The organism is Flexivirga sp. G2, assembly GCF_055397625.1.
Map to the genome: position 1 here is coordinate 223,646 of NZ_AP039675.1, position 17,220 is coordinate 240,865.

Genomic DNA, 17,220 nt, shown 5'->3' on the forward strand with positions numbered 1-17,220 from the left:
GATCGAGCTTGCCTATCTCCGCCGGGTCTGTCAAACAGAACGACCCTTCTTCTAAAGTGGATGGATGCCCCGCATCTCCGAAGCCAGACGGCAGGCCCGCCGTGACGAGATTCTGCGCGCCGCCGTGCGGTGCGTGGTCCGTTCCGGCTATCAGGGTGCGACCATGGCCGAGATCATCGAGGAGTCCGGGCTCTCCGCGGGCGCCGTCTACGGATACTTCGCCAGCAAGACCGAACTCCTTGCCGCAGTGGCAGATTCGCAACTCGGCGTGCTTGACGACGTGATGGCCGACGCGCTCGCCGACGGCGCCGTCCCTGACCCCGCCGACCTCCTGCGTCGGCTCACCGATCACGTCCGCAAGCGGGCGGCCGGCGCCGACGGAGATCTGACGGTCGTCATCGTGCAGGCCTGGGGCGAGGCCGTCCTCGGCGGTCCGATGCGCGATCTCGTGGCGGAACGCGTCGGCAAGCTGCTCGACGGGTGGACCGAAGTGGTCCGCCGTCGCCAGGCGGCCGGACTCATCGACCCGTCGGCGCGCCCGGCGGATGTCGGATGGGTGCTGCACTCGATGGTCCCGGGCTACATGCTGATGCGGCTGAACGTCCGCGATCTCCCGCCGCGCAGATATCTCGCCGGCGTCCAGGCGCTACTCGACGGGCCGCCCCGCGAAGGCTGAGGCAACGGCCGGAAAAAAATTCTGCGCCCCGATGTCGAAGACGCTGGTATGCATTCGACGTACGTGTGACCAGCAAGTCCGAGCAACAATCAGTAGGAGATCGAGATGCCACGTTTCATGGGGTTCGTCCGGATGGAAGAGAACATCGGCATGCCGCCGAAGGAGCTCTTCGGAGCGATGGACGAATACATCGGCAAGCAGACCGCCAAGGGCGCATTCCTTGACGGCGGAGGCCTTTTCGGCACCGAGGATGCGGTGAACTTCATCTCCCGCAAGGGTGAGGTCAGCCGGGTCGACGGGCCGTATGCCGAGGCCAAGGAGGTCGTCGGTGGATGGGCGATCATGCAGTACGACACCCTCGAGGAGGCCGTCGCCGACCAGCAGGAGTTCGCCGAGCTGCACGCGAAGTACTGGCCCGAGGCCACCGTCATCTCCACGATGCGGCAGATCTCGGACGGTCCGGACGTCCCTGAGGACTGATCTGCCGTCACTACGCTGGCCTGGTGCCGGCGCAGACAAGGGCGAACAATCCCCATGAGGCAATCGTCGCCGCGTGGCGGGCCGAATCGGCCCGCCTCGTCGGCGCCCTCACCCGGATGACGCGGGACGTCGCGCTGGCTGAGGACCTCGCGCAGGATGCGCTCGTCGCTGCCCTCGAGCAGTGGCCCTCCGCCGGCATACCGGACAGCCCGGGTGCTTGGCTGATGACGACCGCGAAACGGCGCGCCATCGATCATTTTCGGCGCGCCGACGTCCTGCGGCGCAAGGTGGCCGAGCTCGAGCAGGCCGGTGGGCGGGAGGAGGACGCGATGCCCGATCTCGACGACCAGGTCGATCACATCGAGGACGATGTCCTGCGGCTCATCTTCCTGTCCTGCCACCCGTCGCTCACACCGGAGTCGCGTGCGGCACTCACCCTCCGCCTGGTCGGCGGACTCACCACCGGGGAGATCGCTCGCGGTTTCCTCGTCGCGGAATCCACCATGGGGCAACGCATTTCGCGTGCCAAGAAGACGCTGTCGACGGCGCACGCCGAGTTCGAGCTACCGACCGGGCAGGACCGGATCGACCGGCTGGACGACGTGATGGCGGTGATCTACCTGATCTTCAACGAGGGATATGCCGCGACCGCGGGCGCGGACTGGATGCGTCCCGCCCTCGCGAACGAGGGGATGCGGCTCGCGCGCATGCTGTCCGACCTCGCACCGGAGGAGCCCGAGGTTCTCGGGTTGCAGGCATTGCTCGAATTGCAGGGTTCGCGCATGTCCGCCCGACTCGACGACGCCGGCGAGCCGGTCCTGCTGGAGGCACAGGATCGAAAACGCTGGGACCAGTTGTTGATTCGTCGGGGTGCGGCCGCGCTGCGACGGGCCGAGGAGCTCGCCGCGCGCGGTCGGCCGGTCGGCCGCTACTTCCTGCAGGCGTCGATCGCCGCGCAACATGCGCGGGCAGAACGGGCCGAGGACACCGACTGGCAGCGGATCGCCGCGATCTACGACATCCTGGCGAAGATCGCGCCCGGTCCGGTCGTGGAAGTGAACCGCGCTGTCGCGCACGGCCGGGCGTTCGGGCCGGCTGCCGGCTTGGCCGTGCTGGAAGCGCTGCCCGTCGACGCGCTCACCGGCTCCCCGCTCGTGCCCAGTGTGCGTGGTGACCTGCTCGAGCGGGCCGAGCGCCATACCGAGGCACGTGCGGCATTCACCGAAGCCGCGGCGTTGACCCAGAACGACAGCGAGCGCGCCATACTGCTGCGACGGGCCGAAAAGGCCTGATCCGCAAGCGGGTTCAGCCGGGGATGCTGTCTCCGGGGAAGCTGGCGCAGGGCAGCACCTCATAGGTCATCATCCCCGCCTGCACGCACGGGTCACCGGCCATCAGCTCGTCCGCCTCGTCCAGTGTGTTGGTCATGATCGCCACACCGGCGACGGTGTCGGACTGGACCGGGCAGAGGATGGCGATCACGCCATCTGCGCGTAGGCCCACCATTCGCCGTTGGTGTTCGAGTTCGATCGCGTCCGCGCCGTCCTGGTGCCGGTCCGGAGCCCAGCGCAACTGCACCATGCTGAACGGTATGGCGCTCGCGGCCACGGCCTGGATCTGCTCGTCGGTCACCTTCGGGCTCATGTCGTCAACATCCCATGAAACCGGTCGGTAGGCCATCCGCAGGGGCGGGCGAATCCGGTTGGGGGGTCGAGTTGACCTCAAGCCTGCTTCAACTGTGAGAGTTGCCGCATGACGATCATCGACCCGGCATACCCCGTCCGCATTGCACGCCCCAGTCGCTCGTTGCCCACGGCAGAGGCGTTCTGGTGTGATGGCGCGGGCATGGAAGTTCTCTGGCGCACCGGCTCGGACGCCGAAGGCGGACACGCGCTGCTGATGCTCGGCACGCCGGGTGCGACATGGCACCTGGAGTTGGTGGACGACGCAGCTTCGCTCGCCGCGAATCCACCCGGACCGGAGGACCTGCTCGTCATCTATCTGGGCCGGCCGGCGACGCAGAGCGAGATCGACCGGCTGGTCGCCGCCGGTGGGCAGGTCGTGCCCGCCCGCAACCCGTACTGGGACAGGTATGGCGTGACGATCGAGGACCCGGACGGCTATCTGCTGGTCCTCAGCTCGCGCACCTGGGGCTGATCGACCGTCGAACCCGATGGTGGACAGGACGAGTTCACGTGGCTACCGTCAACTATGTCAATAACGACATAGTCAGGGGATGTCATGAAGAAACTCTTTGCCGCACTCGCACTGTTGGCCGCGCTCTGCCTCGGCCCGCTCTTCCCGGCGACCGCCCATGCCGCCGAACCGTCCGCGCCGAACTCGTCGCACACGACGGCGAGGCCGAGCACCGTGGCGCCGCGCGGGAACGACACCGTTCCGGTCGGCATCACGCTGCCGGAGCTCTCGCTCTTCCAGTGCCCGGTCACCAAGTGCAATCAGGGGCTGGCGATCCGTGGTCAATCGGTGGACGACTTCTGCTACCTGCCGACCACCACGCCATGGGGCGGGATCTGGCACCTGCTCATCGACACGTCGAATGACGAAATCGGTTTCGCCTCATCGAAATTCATCACGGCCGGACCCGGGGGCCACCTCAGTAGTCAGCCGTGCGCGAGCGTGGGCCAGGGCGTGCACATGACGCTCCCGGCGCTGTCTCTCTTCCAGTGCCCGGCGACGAACTGCAACCAGGGACTGGCCTACCGAGGCGATTCGCTCGCCCTCGTCAGCACGCTCTGGTCCGACGCCCACCGGGACCCGTGGACCGGCACCGGCGAGTGGGACATCCTGCTGGATCACAGCAACAACGAAGTCGGTATGGCGGCACCGAGCTTCATCTACTGAGCCGCGCGTATTTTTGAGCGCGGGCGTTCTGTGGTGGGCGACCTGCATCCCGACGACGATCGGGGATTAGCCGCGACGCCGCTTGTAGTAGGCGTACGTCACGGCACCGAGCAACGGCCCCCAGGCGATCAGCGGCACATACATCGCGGTCGCCAGGATGCCTTGCCAGGTGTGCAGGTCCATCGCGGTGTCCCGAGGAATGTCGCCGCCGGTCATCGTCCGCCCGAACGCGAGCATGACCAGCGAGTCAGTCCACATGATCGTCAGGATCGTCGCGCCGATCGCGCCGGGGATCACCGCAGCCATGGTCGGCACGCGGCGTCCGCGCAGGAACGGCACCCACCGCGGGAACACTTCGCCCCAGGTCGAGACGAGGCCGATCGCGGTGAATGCCAACAGCTCCGAGAGGATCGACAGCAGGACGACATACACCCCGAGGGGCAGCCAACCCGGCAGGTTCCCGCTGTCGTCCGCCGTGCGCTCCTTGAGGATCGGCAGGTGCAGCGCGAAGGTGGCGACCCGCCACGCGCTCGACGGCAGGACCAGGAGTGGCACGATGAGCGCCGCACGTCGTGCCCAGCCGGGCACGCCCGCCACCGGCTCATGGGCGCGTGCCCACGCCATTCGGAGTGGACCGCGATCGGCAGTAACAGCAACGATTTCCGTCATACCGTCAACGATGTCGAGCGGCGGCCGCGGCAGCGTCCCTCTTCGGGAGGAACCTTCTCACTCTGCAGGGGGAGAAGCGGTCAGGCATCCCCGTCCGGGGTTGCCCGTCGGGTGACGGCTTCGCGCTTGGTCTCGTTCACGGCGCTCTCGTATGAGGCAACAAGGGCCGCGATCGTCAACGGTTTGAAGCGTTCCACCGTCTCGCGCAGCTGATCCGGCGGCAGCCCCGACTCCTTGTATGCCGGCCAGACCTGCTCGCGGAACACGTCGGTCAGCTCTTCCGCAATGGCCCTGCCGTGCGCCGTGAAGATCGACTGTGCGGCTACTGCTGCGGACGACGGCAGGCCCAAGTCCAGGATCGACACGCTGATCGAAAGATGAGAAACCGCAACGTGATAGCGACCTGCTCCGGCCGGCTGCACCGTGCCCAACGCCTCCAACGTCACCAGGTCGTCGGCGCTGAGCGTCCGACCGGCACGGTCCTCCAGTTCGCCGCGCGACAGCGTTTCCGGCAGGTCGGGCATCCACGGTGCCAGCAGGGTCCGATGCAGCGCGATCGCCTCGGGTGTGGCGTTCTCCGGCAGCCGCGCCATGTAGCTCTCGATCGCGGCGAGCGTGAACCCGTGCGCCTGCAGCTCGCGCACCAGCTCGAGCCGCGCGAGGTGGTCGGCGGTGTAGACGGCCGACCGGCCGCGCCGCACCGGAGCGGGCAGGATCCCGCGGCCGGTGTAGAAGCGGATCGTGCGCACTGCCAGGCCGGATCGCGCGACCAGCTCCTCGAGTGTCAGCTCGTGCGGTCCTCCGTCTGGCATGGGCAGCATCCTGGCACAACGCGAACTCGCCATAACAGTGACAGTGTCACTGTTAGTGTTGAAGCGACTCGTTCCGTATGCCGTACAGGAGTTCCCACCATGGCTGATGCCCCGCAGGCGCTCGTCTTCGACGCCATCCGCACGCCGCGCGGTCGCGGCAAGAAGACCGGATCGCTGCACGAGGTGAAGCCGATCGACCTGGTGGTGGGGCTGATCGACGAGCTTCGCAAGCGCAATCCGGAGCTGGACCCGGCACGCATCGACGACGTCGTGCTCGGCGTCGTCACCCCGATCGGTGACCAGGGTGCCGACATCGCCAAGACCGCGGCGCTCGCAGCCGGCCTGCCGGAGACGGTTGCCGGGGTGCAGCTCAACCGCTTCTGCGCCTCCGGCCTCGAGGCGGTCAACCAGGCCGCGAGCCGGGTCCGGTCCGGCTTCGAGGACCTGATCGTCGCCGGTGGTGTCGAGTCGATGTCCCGCGTCCCGATGGCATCCGACGGCGGCGCCTGGGCGATGGACCCGGCGACCGCGCTCGCGACGGACTTCGTCCCGCAGGGCATCGGCGCCGACCTGATCGCGACCGTCGAGGGCTTCACCCGCGCCGATGTCGACGCGTATGCCGCGGAGTCGCACGCGCGTGCCGATGCCGCCCACAAGGCGGGCTACTTTAAGGATTCCGTCATACCCGTTGCCGACCGCAACGGCCTGACCGTGCTCGACCACGACGAGACGATCCGACCCGGAACGACGGTCGAATCGCTCAGCAGCCTCAAGCCCTCGTTCAAGGACATCGGGGACATGGGCGGCTTCGACGCGGTCGCGCTGGAGAAGTACCACTGGGTCGACGAGATCGACCACGTCCATCACGCGGGCAATTCGTCCGGCATCGTTGACGGTTCGGCGCTGATGCTGATCGGCACCGAGGCCGTGGGCCAGGAGCTCGGCCTGCATCCTCGCGCCCGGATCACGTCCGTGGCGGTCAGCGGCGCCGACCCCACGATCATGCTGACCGGGCCGACCCCGGCGGCGTTGAAGGCACTCAAGCGCGTCGGACTCCGACCGTCGGACATCGATCTCTTCGAGATCAACGAGGCGTTCGCAGCGGTGCCGTTGCGCTTCATGAAGGACCTGGAGCTCTCGCACGACAAGGTCAACGTCAACGGCGGTGCCATCGCGATGGGCCATCCGTTGGGTGCGACCGGCGCGATGATCCTCGGCACGCTGATCGATGAGCTCGAGCGCCGTGGCCTGCGACGCGGTCTGGCGACGCTGTGCGTCGGCGGCGGCATGGGCATCGCCACCATCGTCGAACTCGTCTGAAACACCATTCACTTCAAGGGAATCCGATGACAAACACCGAGACCGCAGTGTCCTCCGCCGTGCGCTACGACAAGGACGCCGAAGGCATCGTCACGCTGACGCTCGACGATCCCGAGTCGAGTGCGAACACCATGAACGACCGCTATGCAGCAGGTATGGCGGCCGCTGTGGACCGCCTGGAAGCCGACGTCGCGACCGGCGAGGTCGCCGGCGTCGTCATCGCCAGCGCGAAGAAGACCTTCTTCGCCGGCGGCAACCTGCAGATGCTGCAGGCCGTTCGACCCGATGACGCCGGGCGATTCTTCGAGGAGGTCGAGAGGGTGAAGGCGCAGCTGCGCCGGCTCGAGCTGATCGGCAAGCCGGTCGTCGCCGCACTCAACGGAACCGCACTGGGCGGCGGCCTCGAGATCGCGCTGGCCGCGCACCATCGCATCGCCGTGGACAATCCGAAGGCGAAGTTCGGCTTCCCGGAGGTCACCCTCGGTCTGCTGCCCGGCGGTGGCGGTGTGACCCGCACGGTGCGCATGCTGGGCATCCAGTCGGCACTGATGGATTGGCTGTTGCAGGGGCAACAGCGCGGTGTGGCCGCGACCCGGGACAAGGGCCTCATCGACGAGGTCGTCACGAGCCAGGACGAGCTGATCCCGGCCGCCCGCGCGTGGGTGCTCGCGCACCGCGACGACGCGGAAGCCGCTTCCCAGCCGTGGGAACGCTCCGGCTATCGGATGCCCGGTGGCACACCCAGCACCCCGAAGCTCGCGCAGTTCCTGCCGGCCTTCCCGGCCAACCTCCGCAAGCAGCTCAAGGGTGCGGCATACCCGGCACCGCGGGCGATCCTCGCGGCGGCGATCGAGGGCGCGCAGGTCGACTTCGACACCGCGAGCCGCATCGAGTCGCGCGGTTTGACCAGTCTCGCGAGCGGGTCGGTGTCGACCAACATGATCCAGGCGTTCTTCTTCGACATGCAGCAGATCACGTCGGGGTCGTTGCGTCCCAAGGGGATCGAGCCGCAGAAGGTGTCGCGGGTCGGCGTGCTCGGTGCCGGCATGATGGGCGCCGGCATCGCGTATGCATGCGCCAGCCGCGGCATCGACGTCGTCCTCAAGGACATCTCCGTCGACAACGCGGCCAAGGGCAAGGCATACACCGAGACACTGCTGACCACGAAGGTCGACAAGGGCCGGATGACGGCCGAAGCGCGCCAGCAGATCCTGGACCGCATCACCGCCACCGATGACGCCGCCGATCTGCAGGGCGTCGATGCCGTGATCGAGGCGGTCTTCGAGGACGCTGACCTCAAGGCGAAGGTGTTCGCCGAGGCCGAAACGGTAATAGGCACAGACGTTCTGCTGTGCTCCAACACCTCCACGCTGCCGATCACATCCCTGGCCCAGGGCGTTACCCGTCCGAAGGACTTCATCGGACTGCACTTCTTCTCGCCGGTCGACAAGATGAAGCTCGTCGAGATCATCAAGGGTGAGCAGACCTCCGACGAGGCGTTGGCTCGCGCCATCGACCTGGTCCAGCAGATCGGCAAGCTGCCGATCGTCGTCAACGACAGCCGTGGGTTCTACACCAGCCGCGTCTTCGGCACGCTCATCCTCGAAGCGGTCGCGCTGGTCGAGGAGGGTGTCGACCCCGCGACGGTCGAGCGGGCTGCCACGATGGCCGGCTTCCCGGCGCCGCCGCTGGCGATGCTCGACGAGGTCTCGCTGACCCTGACTCAGCACATCCGGTCCGAAGCCGAGAAGGACGCCGCCGAGCGCGGCGTGCAGTTGCCCCCGACGCCGGGTTCGGCCCTCGTCGACCGCATGGTCGGCGAGTTCGGGCGCAAGGGCCGTGCCGCGGGCGCGGGTTTCTATGACTACCCGGCGGATTCGGGCAAGAAGCTGTGGCCTGGCATACGCGAGCACTTCACGACGCCCGACGTCGACGTACCGCTGCGGGACATCCAGGACCGCTACCTGTTCGTCATGGCGTTGGAGACCGCGAAGTGCTTCGAGGAGGGCGTGCTCGACTCGTCCGCCGCCGCGAACATCGGGTCGATCTTCGGCATCGGCTTCCCGCCGCTGACCGGTGGAACGGCCCAGTTCATGCAGGGGTATGACGGGGGGCTCACCGGATTCGTCGCGCGTGCACAGGAATTGGCGGCTGCGTACGGACCGCGCTTCGAGCCGAGCGACTGGCTCGTTGCCAAGGCAGAGTCCGGCGAAACGCTCTGAGGGAGCCATCATGCAGCTCACCAGCACCTACCGATCGCCTTGGCTCACAGGAGAACTCGACGATCTGCGCGCTTTGGCGAAGACCTTCTTCGCCAAGGAGTCGATCCCCAACCAGGAGCGCTGGGCGCAGCAGCACCAGGTCGACCGCGGCTACTGGACGGCCGCCGGGGCCGCCGGTCTGCTCTGCATCGGCCTGCCCGAGGAGTATGGCGGGAGCGGTGGCACCTTCGCGCACGAAGCCGTGGTGATGGAGGAGCAGTCCGCGGCCGGGGACGACGCCTTCGGTTACAGCGTGCACAGCACGATCGTGGCGCCATACATCAACAACTACGGGACCGAGGAGCAGAAGCGGCGCTGGCTGCCCAAGCTCGCGTCCGGTGAACATGTCGGAGCCATCGCCATGACCGAACCCGGCGCCGGCTCGGACCTGCAGAGTCTGCGGACCACGGCCCGGTCGGCCGGCGACCACTACGTCGTCAACGGTTCGAAGACGTTCATCACCAACGGTTCTCACGCCGATCTGGTCATCATCGTCGCCCGCACCGGAGGCGACGGCGGCAAGGGACTGTCCCTGATCGTCGCCGAGACGGACGGTCTCGAAGGATTCGAGCGCGGCCGGGTGCTGGAGAAGATCGGCATGCCCGGCCAGGACACCCGCGAGCTGTCCTTCTCCGACATGCGGGTCCCGCGCGAGAACCTGCTCGGCGGCGAGGAGGGACAGGGTTTCCTGCAGCTCATGGAGCAACTGCCGCAGGAGCGGCTGATCATCGCCGTCGCCGCGGCGAAGGGCATGGAGGTCGCGATCGACCAGACGGTCGCCTACGCCAAGGAGCGTCAGGCGTTCGGTCGAGAGCTGTTGAAATTCCAGAACACTCGCTTCGTGCTCGCTGAATGTGCTACCGAAGCACGCGCCGTGCGCACCCTCGTCGACCACTGCATCGAGCAGCACCTCAACGGCGAACTCGACGCCGCAACGGCATCGATGGCCAAGTGGTATTCCACCCAGAAGCAGTGCGAGGTCATCGACAGGTGCCTGCAGATCTTCGGCGGCTACGGCTACATGCTCGAATACCCGATCGCCCGGGCGTATGCCGCCGCGCGCGTGCAGAAGATCTACGGGGGCACGAACGAGATCATGAAAGAACTGATCGCCCGCACCCTGTGAGTGCGCGTCGTGTCCTGCCCGTCGTCAGCCCGAGTCGTCAGCTGATGCCGGCGACCGGCTCGGTCACCGCATGGTCGGCACTGACCAGCCACACCGTGCCACCCACGATCGTCATGTCGGTCGCGCCCTGCCACTTCTTCGTCCCCGACACGCACCGTTTGGTGTCACCGCCGCCGGCCTTCCCCACCGAGATCCCGCACGCGGTCCGTGTCGCGGTGTAGATGGATCCCGAATCCGTCGCGATGGCAACGACTCCCGGTCGTGAGTCGACCTTCTGCCACGACGATCCCGTGGAGGTGCTGTGCCGGATCGAGCCGTCGGAGCACAGCGCGACCAGGTCGGACACGGAGTTGACGGCCAGGTCGACCACACCGCTCGAGCAGGGTTCTTTCCCGACGGGCTTGCCCGTGGTCAGCAGTGCGGACACGTCGCTCGGGTCGGTGCCCCACGTCGGCTGCAGCCCGCTCGACTCGGCGGCGGTCGCGGACAGCGCATAGGTCGCGGGCTTGCAGGACGAGTCCAGGCCGGTCGCGATCAGCTGGGTGCCGACGAACGCCAGGCCGTTGACGGCGGTGAGGGGAACCCTGATCCGCGCCCAGTTCCGGCCGCCGTCGTCGGTCCGCTCGACCTGGGCCGCCTTGGAACTGCTCGTGCAGTGCAGCGATGATGACGCGGCACGCCATGCACGGTCGTTGGTCAGGGCGAGGACGATGACCTTCGGGAGCAGCGCCGCGGTGGCTTTCGGTGTCGTCGCCGGTGAGCTGCCGGTCGGGGAACTGCCGGTCGATGGCGCCCCGGTCTCAGGCGCTGCCGTGTTCGTCGCGTCGGCCAGAGCCAGCTTCGCGGTGTCGACATGGGTGGACCGCAGCGCGCCGGTCACGAGCACTGCGTCCGCCGCGACCAGCCCGGCCAGCAGGAAGACGGCGGCACTCGGACGTGGCATCACTCCACCCATCGGGACGAGGACAGGCGCCGGCGAGGCCGGCGAGGCCACTATGCCGCATTCAGCGACGCATCATCCACGTGTCCAGGGATATTGCTCGGCACCACTCGCGGCCGCCATACGGACCGGCGCAGCCGCCACGGCATCAGCACTGATTCGAGCTGCACGCCGAGCGACATCTTCGACGTTCCGTCGGTCCGATCCACGAAGTGGATCGGCACCTCCAGGCTGATGAACCCCATCAGCGTGAGCCGGTGCGCCATCTCGACCTGGAAGCTGTAACCGCCGCTCAGCGCCGTCTCGGGCTCGAGCAGCCGCAACGCCTCGGCCTTCCACGCCTTGAAACCGGCGGTCGCATCGTGGACCTGCAGGCGCAACACCCGACGGACGTACCTGTTCGCTCCCGCGGACAGCATGCGGCGGTGCCAGGGCCACTGGTCGTCGACGCTGCCACCGGCGACATACCGCGAACCGACAGCAACCACAGCGGAGTTCGACACGAGCTCGGACACCATCCGCGGGATGGCCTCGACCGGATGCGAACCGTCCGCGTCCATCTGCACGACGATCTCCGCACCGCCGGCCAGGGCCTGCGACATACCAGCCGCATAGGCACGGCCGAGGCCGTCTTTGCCCGGCCGATGCAAGACCTGCACCCGCCCCTTGGTGCTCACGGCCAGCGAGTCGGCCACGTCGCCCGTGCCGTCCGGTGAGTTGTCGTCGACCACGAGGATCGAGAGCTGCGTCGTCGGCAGGGCGAGCAGTTTGTCGACCAGGTGCGGCAGCGACTCCCGCTCGTTGTATGTCGGGACGACGACCGTCACTCGGTGGTCCGAGAGCCCAGGTGAAGCGTTCATACCGCCAGCATGCGGCGGGTCGTGTGTAGGCCGGATGTACGCCGAGCAGAACGGTTTTCGCGGCTAGCCCGCGGAGACCATCCGATAGCCGACGCCCCGCACGGTGACGATCTCGGCGGTCGACTGCACCACGTCGAGCTTGCGCCGCAGGCTGGCGATGTGCTGATCGATGACATTGCTGGCGGGCAGGCTGGCGAAGTCCCACACGTGGTCGAACATCTGGTCCCGGCGCAGGACCTCACCGGCCCTCCTGGCCAGCAGCTCGGTCAGTGCGAACTCGCGCGCGGTCAGGTCTGCACGTCCGAAAGGCGTTGTCACTTCACGCGATGCCGGATCGACGACCAGGTTTCCGACCTGCAGCGTGGTCGGTCGTTCGGTGGCGCCGCGTCGCAGCAGCGCGCGCAGCCGCGCCGTGAGCTCGTCGAAGGCGAACGGCTTCATCAGGTAGTCGTCGGCGCCCGCGTCGAGTCCGTCCACGCGGTCCTCGACGCTGCCCCTCGCTGTCAGCAGCAGGACCGGACTCCAGATCCCGTCCTCGCGCAGCCGCCGGCAGACCTCCAGACCGTTCATCCCGGGCAGCATCACGTCGAGCACGATCGCGTCGAACGTCGTCTCCTGCGCATGCCACAGTCCGTCGACCCCGTTGTGTGCCACCGTGACGGCGTAGTTGTGCTGGGCCAGGCCGCGCTGCAGGAGAGCGGCGAGACGCTCCTCGTCCTCGACGATCAATACGTGCATGTGTCCATATTTTCCGCGTCCTCGCTGAGGAGTCGCTGAGGGCCGACCCGGGCCGGCCGGCAGCCGGATCGGCGTACATCATTCCTTCACCGACACCGGCCCACCGTGGTCCCATGCAACAGCCAGGACTTCTCCTCGAGCGGTCGACCGCGGCCGTCGAACGGCCGCAACGCGCCGGGCACGAGGCGCACCAGCGGCGGCTGTTCGTGGTCGCCACCGCCCTGGTGTTCCTCGTCGGTCTGGTGGCCCGCCTCGGCGTCATACTCCGCAAGGGCGGCATACACGGGATCATCGGCTACGACACCGGTGTCTACTTCTCCGGATCGGACGCCCTGCTGCACGGCCGGCTGCCGTACCGCGACTTCACGATGGTGCACCCGCCGGGGATCACCCTGGCGGTGACGCCGTTCGCGGCACTGACCAACATCATGAGCGACTGGAGCGCGTTCATCGTCGCCAACGTGGCGTTCTGCATCATGGGCGCGGCGAACGCCGTTCTCGTGGTGGTCGTCTCCCGCCGACTGGGCATCGCCCGACGTGGTGCCGTCTGCGCGGGCCTGTTCTACGCCGCCTGGTTCGGCTCGGTCAGTGCCGAGTTCGACGTGAAGCTCGAGCCACTCAGCAACCTGCTACTGCTCCTCGGTCTGCTCGCGCTGCTGCGCGACCAACGGCGGCCGACCCGCTGGTCCGCGCTGCTGGCCGGTGCGGTGATCGGCCTGCCGCTGACGGTCAAGATCTGGTGGGTGGTGCCGGTGCTGCTGATCATCGGCTGGCACGGTGTGTGCCGACGCAGCGTGCGCGCCGGCCTGCAGACGCTGCTCGGCGCCGCGGCGAGCGTGACCGTCGTCTGCCTGCCGTTCTTCCTGGCCGACCCGTCCGGCATGTGGCGATCGGTCGTCACCGGCCAACTGGGTCGCCCCGACACGGTCCCGGTCCTCGCTCGCCTGGCCCAGTTGAGCACCGTGCCGGAGATGCTGCAGCACGTGACCACTCGGCAGGAGCACCTGGCCGCGCTGGTCTTCGTCGTATTGCTCTGCGCGACAGTCGCATTCGCCTGGCGGGGCAGCCGTCGAGCGCGCTTCCTGGCCGCCGTCGTGCTGGTGCAGTTGGGCGTGCTGCTGGTCGCACCCTCGTGGTTCGAGTACTACTCGGACTACCTCGCGGTCGGTCTCGCCGTCACCGTCGGTGCCGCCGCGGTCGCCGTACGACGCGAGCACCTCGCCCGCACGCCCGCCGTCGCGCTCACCGCGGGTGTGCTGGTGGTCACTTCCCTGGTGACCGTCACCGGCGTCCACGCGATCCGGCCGTATGGCGGGGCCACCGAACTCACCCGGGCCGTCCGCACCGAGAAGTGCGTGATGTCCAACAACCCCACCGTGCTGCTCCGCCTCAACGCGCTGAGCAGGGGCTTCGCGGCGGGCTGCCCGAACTGGATCGACGTCTCCGGCCGCAAGATGAGTCCGGACGCTCCGGCTGCGCTTCGGGCGCGGCACACGACCTGGCACCAGGTGCTGCTGCAGTACCTGCGCTCCGGCAATGCGATCGCGCTGTGGAAACCGAACGGCAGCAACACGATCAAGATCGTGAGCAACCAGCTCGCGAAGGGCGGCATCGTCGCGCGTGCCGGTGGCCATGTGATCTATGTCGGCCGGTCGGGCTCGTGAGCCACCACAGTTCTCAGCATCGTCTCAGCCGCTCTGCGGGAGCGTTGCAGCAGTCATCAACCCCGTCCCGAAGAGGATCCATGCTGCAACGTGCCCCGCGGGTCGCTTTCCGTCCCTCGTTCCGTCCCGGCCTGATCGGGTTGGGCATCGTGCTCTACCTGATCGGGACCGCGATCGGCATCTGGGCGGTCTCGACCGGTGCCCGGCACACCGGCGAGTTCGCGCTCGACCGCACCATCGCCGCGGACCGTGGGACCTTCGTGGCCGACGTCAGTCGGGTCATCAATGTAGCGTTCGGTCCGGTCGTCGGCCCGATCTGGGCGCTGCTGCTGTGCCTGGTCGTATGGCGCACCCTCGGTCGCAGCGTCGCGCTGCGCGCTGGTCTGCTGACGCTCGTGGGTTGGCTGTCGGTCGAGGTCTGGAAGATGATCTTCCACCGGCATCGCCCGCCGACCGCGGCTGTGCATGCGCTCGTCACGGAGACCAAGCCGGACAGCTTCCCCAGTGGTCACACGGCTTTCACGGCCGCCCTCGTGGTCGGGTTCGCGGTCGTGTTCGCTGCGCACCGCCGGCTGCGCCGCATCGTGCTGATCGTGGGCATCCCGCTGATCGTGGTGGTGGCCGCCAGCCGACTGGTCCTCGGCGCGCACTACCTGGCGGACGTCGTCGCGGCGCCGATCCTGGTCTGCGGGACCATCGCCGGCATCGTCGGACTCGGTCTCCTCGGCGGCCGCACCGCCGACCACACCGGCGACCGTCCCGTCCATAAAGGTGATACTCCTGGGGTATGAGGGTGCTGCTGGTCGAGGACGAGGCCCCGCTCGCTCGACTGGTCGAGCGCGGGCTGCGCAAGGAAGGCTTCGTGGTCGAGGTCGAGCACAACGGCGTCGACGGCCTCTGGCGCGCCACCGAAGAACCGTTCGATGTGATCGTGCTCGACATCATGTTGCCCGGCATACACGGGTATGACGTGCTGCGCCGGCTGCGCGAGCGCGAGGTGTGGTCACCGATCCTGATGCTGACCGCCAAGGACGGTGAGTTCGACCAGGTCGACGCCCTCGATCTGGGAGCCGACGACTATCTGACCAAACCGTTCAGCTTCCCGGTGCTCGTCGCCCGGCTGCGCGCCCTGGTCCGCCGGACACCGGTGTCCCGTCCCGCCACTCTCGAGACCGGTGGCCTACGGCTCGACCCCGCATCCGCTCGGGTCTTCCGCGGCGACGTCGAGATCGACCTGACCCCAAGGGAATTCAGCCTGCTGCAGTTCCTGATGCGGCGCGCCGGGACCACCGTGTCGAAGTCCGAGATCCTGCAGCACGTGTGGGATCCCGCCTTCGACGGCGACGACAACGTCGTCGAGGTGTATGTCGGCTACCTGCGCCGGAAGATCGACCGGCCGTTCGGCACGGGCACCATCAGCACGGTGCGCGGCGTCGGCTACCGACTCGAGGAATCCTGAGCGCCAGGCAGTGTCACGGTGAATCGTGCTCCGCCCAAAGGTGATTCGCCGGCACGAACGTCACCGCCGATGCTGCGGGCGAGCTCCCGCACGATGGCCAGCCCGAGCCCGAAGCCGCCCTCGTCGCGGCTGCGGCCCTCGTCGAGTCGGACGAACCTGTCGAAGACCCGCTCCCGGTCGGTCGGGTCGATGCCCGGACCGTCGTCGTCGACGGTGACGACCGCCGTACCGTCCGGACCGGCAGTCGTGGTGACCAGGACCTTCTTCGATGCGTGGCGGATGCCGTTGTCCACCAGATTCCGCAGAACACGCTCGACCGCGGGCTCGGATGCCCTTGCCCACGTGGGGTTTCCGACGCAACGCACCGCGACCGCCGAGTCGCCACGCCACCGACCGGCCTCGGCCCGGGCCAGGTCGTCGAGGTCGATGGATTCGAGTGATGCGGTCGTACGGCGCTCCTCGGTCCGTGCGAGCAACAGCAGGTCGCCGATGAGGTCGTTCATCCGCTCCAGCTCGGTGTGGACCGTCGATGCGACCTCCGGCCACTCCCCGGCCGGGTCCATCGACGTCAGATCGGCAGCGGCCTGCAGCGTCGCCAGGGGCGACCGCAACTCGTGACTGGCATCGGCGACGAACCGTTGCTGGCGCTCCTGGGACGACTCGAGGCGGTCCAGCATTCTGTTCAATGTCCTTGCCAGCGCAGCGATTTCATCCTTGGATGGCGGCACGTCGACGCGGGCGTCCAGGTGCCCGGCTTCGATGGCGTCCACTTCCGAGCGCATCTGATCCACCGGAGCGAGCGTGCGACCCGCGACCAGCCAGGCCAGGCCTGCGGCGAGCAACGCCAGCAATGGCGTGCCGAGCAACAGCAGCTTGACCACCGTGCTGACCGCTTCGTGCTCGGGTTGCTGCGGCGAGGACACCTGCACGATGTAGCGCCCGGAGTGGGTGGTCACGCTGCGGCTGACCACGAGCGGCGCGCGCACGTCTCCGGGCGTCCACCAGTACTGCGCGTTCTGCACCCGCTTGTGGCTGGTGGTCGGTCGATCGTCACTCAGCGGCCCGGTGACGGTCTTCGGCTGGGCGGCGATCAACCGCCCCTTCGTGTCGAGCACCACGGCCTTGAACGGGCGGTCGGTGTCGGCGAGCCGGATCGCATGTGGCCCGTCCTCGTGCACGGTGTTGGCCACGATGTCCGCCTGCTGCTTGACGCGTGAGCTCAGGCTCCCGGTCAGGGATCGCTGCTGCAGCGTTGCGAGCACGAAGATCCCGGCCAGCAGCGGCACGATCACCGCGAGAGCCGTCACTGCCGCCATACGGGGGCGCAGTCCGTTCGCGCGCGTGCCGCTCACC

At 67.9% G+C, this 17,220-nt stretch carries 18 protein-coding genes; 11 read left to right on the forward strand and 7 right to left on the reverse strand.

The window, feature by feature from the left end; translation table 11 throughout:
* The first annotated feature begins 64 nt into the window (after positions 1–64).
* The 3 genes from ACZ50J_RS01105 to ACZ50J_RS01115 all read left to right on the forward strand — a co-directional run bounded on the left by ACZ50J_RS01105 (position 65) and on the right by ACZ50J_RS01115 (position 2,448).
* Entirely contained in the window at positions 65–676 is a 612-nt protein-coding gene (locus tag ACZ50J_RS01105) for a TetR/AcrR family transcriptional regulator (RefSeq protein ID WP_464299443.1), read from the forward strand.
* 105 nt (positions 677–781) lie between these two features.
* A complete protein-coding gene (locus tag ACZ50J_RS01110) occupies positions 782–1,156 on the forward strand; it encodes a YciI family protein (RefSeq protein ID WP_464299444.1) in 375 nt (124 codons plus the stop codon).
* Positions 1,157–1,179: 23 nt separating this feature from the next.
* Positions 1,180–2,448: an RNA polymerase sigma factor gene (locus ACZ50J_RS01115; RefSeq protein ID WP_464299445.1), complete on the forward strand. Its 1,269-nt coding sequence runs from the start codon at positions 1,180–1,182 to the stop codon at positions 2,446–2,448.
* Positions 2,449–2,461: 13 nt separating this feature from the next.
* On the opposite strand, the gene ACZ50J_RS01120 is transcribed toward ACZ50J_RS01115, so the two are convergent.
* Positions 2,462–2,800: a YciI family protein gene (locus ACZ50J_RS01120; protein ID WP_464299446.1), complete on the reverse strand. Its 339-nt coding sequence runs from the start codon at positions 2,798–2,800 to the stop codon at positions 2,462–2,464.
* 108 nt (positions 2,801–2,908) lie between these two features.
* Between ACZ50J_RS01120 and ACZ50J_RS01125 the strand changes: the two genes are divergently transcribed.
* On the forward strand, positions 2,909–3,313 hold the full coding sequence (locus ACZ50J_RS01125; RefSeq protein ID WP_464299447.1) for a VOC family protein: 405 nt from the start codon (positions 2,909–2,911) through the stop codon (positions 3,311–3,313).
* An 84-nt stretch (positions 3,314–3,397) separates the two neighbouring features.
* Entirely contained in the window at positions 3,398–4,018 is a 621-nt protein-coding gene (locus tag ACZ50J_RS01130; RefSeq protein ID WP_464299448.1) for a hypothetical protein, read from the forward strand.
* A gap of 66 nt (positions 4,019–4,084) precedes the next feature.
* Here the strand turns inward: ACZ50J_RS01130 and ACZ50J_RS01135 are convergent, their stop codons facing one another.
* Positions 4,085–4,687 (reverse strand): hypothetical protein, encoded by a 603-nt coding sequence (locus ACZ50J_RS01135; RefSeq protein WP_464299449.1) that lies wholly within the window; start codon positions 4,685–4,687, stop codon positions 4,085–4,087.
* An 80-nt stretch (positions 4,688–4,767) separates the two neighbouring features.
* On the reverse strand, positions 4,768–5,499 hold the full coding sequence (locus tag ACZ50J_RS01140) for a MerR family transcriptional regulator (RefSeq protein ID WP_464299450.1): 732 nt from the start codon (positions 5,497–5,499) through the stop codon (positions 4,768–4,770).
* A gap of 99 nt (positions 5,500–5,598) precedes the next feature.
* Here ACZ50J_RS01140 and ACZ50J_RS01145 point away from each other — a divergent pair, with 99 nt between their 5' ends.
* Genes ACZ50J_RS01145 through ACZ50J_RS01155 form a run of 3 tightly spaced genes read left to right on the forward strand, consistent with a single transcriptional unit; the run spans position 5,599 to position 10,206 of the window.
* Positions 5,599–6,819, forward strand: a complete 1,221-nt coding sequence (locus tag ACZ50J_RS01145) for an acetyl-CoA C-acetyltransferase (RefSeq protein WP_464299451.1) — start codon at positions 5,599–5,601, stop codon at positions 6,817–6,819.
* Positions 6,820–6,845: 26 nt separating this feature from the next.
* Complete coding sequence (locus ACZ50J_RS01150) at positions 6,846–9,041, forward strand: 3-hydroxyacyl-CoA dehydrogenase NAD-binding domain-containing protein (RefSeq protein ID WP_464299452.1); 2,196 nt, start codon at positions 6,846–6,848, stop codon at positions 9,039–9,041.
* Positions 9,042–9,051: 10 nt separating this feature from the next.
* Positions 9,052–10,206: an acyl-CoA dehydrogenase family protein gene (locus ACZ50J_RS01155; RefSeq protein WP_464299453.1), complete on the forward strand. Its 1,155-nt coding sequence runs from the start codon at positions 9,052–9,054 to the stop codon at positions 10,204–10,206.
* A 37-nt stretch (positions 10,207–10,243) separates the two neighbouring features.
* Here ACZ50J_RS01155 and ACZ50J_RS01160 read toward each other — a convergent pair whose 3' ends face one another.
* From ACZ50J_RS01160 to ACZ50J_RS01170, 3 genes are all read right to left on the reverse strand, one after another.
* Entirely contained in the window at positions 10,244–11,149 is a 906-nt protein-coding gene (locus tag ACZ50J_RS01160) for a hypothetical protein (protein ID WP_464299454.1), read from the reverse strand.
* A 50-nt stretch (positions 11,150–11,199) separates the two neighbouring features.
* Entirely contained in the window at positions 11,200–12,006 is an 807-nt protein-coding gene (locus ACZ50J_RS01165) for a polyprenol monophosphomannose synthase (protein WP_464299455.1), read from the reverse strand.
* 63 nt (positions 12,007–12,069) lie between these two features.
* Positions 12,070–12,744 carry a response regulator transcription factor gene (locus tag ACZ50J_RS01170; protein WP_464299456.1) on the reverse strand — a complete coding sequence of 225 codons (675 nt, stop codon included), beginning with the start codon at positions 12,742–12,744 and terminating at the stop codon, positions 12,070–12,072.
* 113 nt (positions 12,745–12,857) lie between these two features.
* Here ACZ50J_RS01170 and ACZ50J_RS01175 point away from each other — a divergent pair, with 113 nt between their 5' ends.
* The 3 genes from ACZ50J_RS01175 (at position 12,858) to ACZ50J_RS01185 (ending at position 15,867) form a co-directional block, all read left to right on the forward strand.
* Positions 12,858–14,408: a glycosyltransferase 87 family protein gene (locus ACZ50J_RS01175; protein ID WP_464299457.1), complete on the forward strand. Its 1,551-nt coding sequence runs from the start codon at positions 12,858–12,860 to the stop codon at positions 14,406–14,408.
* Positions 14,409–14,488: 80 nt separating this feature from the next.
* Positions 14,489–15,199: a phosphatase PAP2 family protein gene (locus ACZ50J_RS01180; RefSeq protein ID WP_464299458.1), complete on the forward strand. Its 711-nt coding sequence runs from the start codon at positions 14,489–14,491 to the stop codon at positions 15,197–15,199.
* Complete coding sequence (locus ACZ50J_RS01185; RefSeq protein ID WP_464299459.1) at positions 15,196–15,867, forward strand: response regulator transcription factor; 672 nt, start codon at positions 15,196–15,198, stop codon at positions 15,865–15,867. The genes ACZ50J_RS01180 and ACZ50J_RS01185 overlap by 4 nt, the downstream gene beginning before the upstream one ends.
* Here the strand turns inward: ACZ50J_RS01185 and ACZ50J_RS01190 are convergent.
* Entirely contained in the window at positions 15,846–17,219 is a 1,374-nt protein-coding gene (locus ACZ50J_RS01190; protein ID WP_464299460.1) for a HAMP domain-containing sensor histidine kinase, read from the reverse strand. The genes ACZ50J_RS01185 and ACZ50J_RS01190 overlap by 22 nt on opposite strands.
* Position 17,220 lies beyond the last annotated feature (1 nt).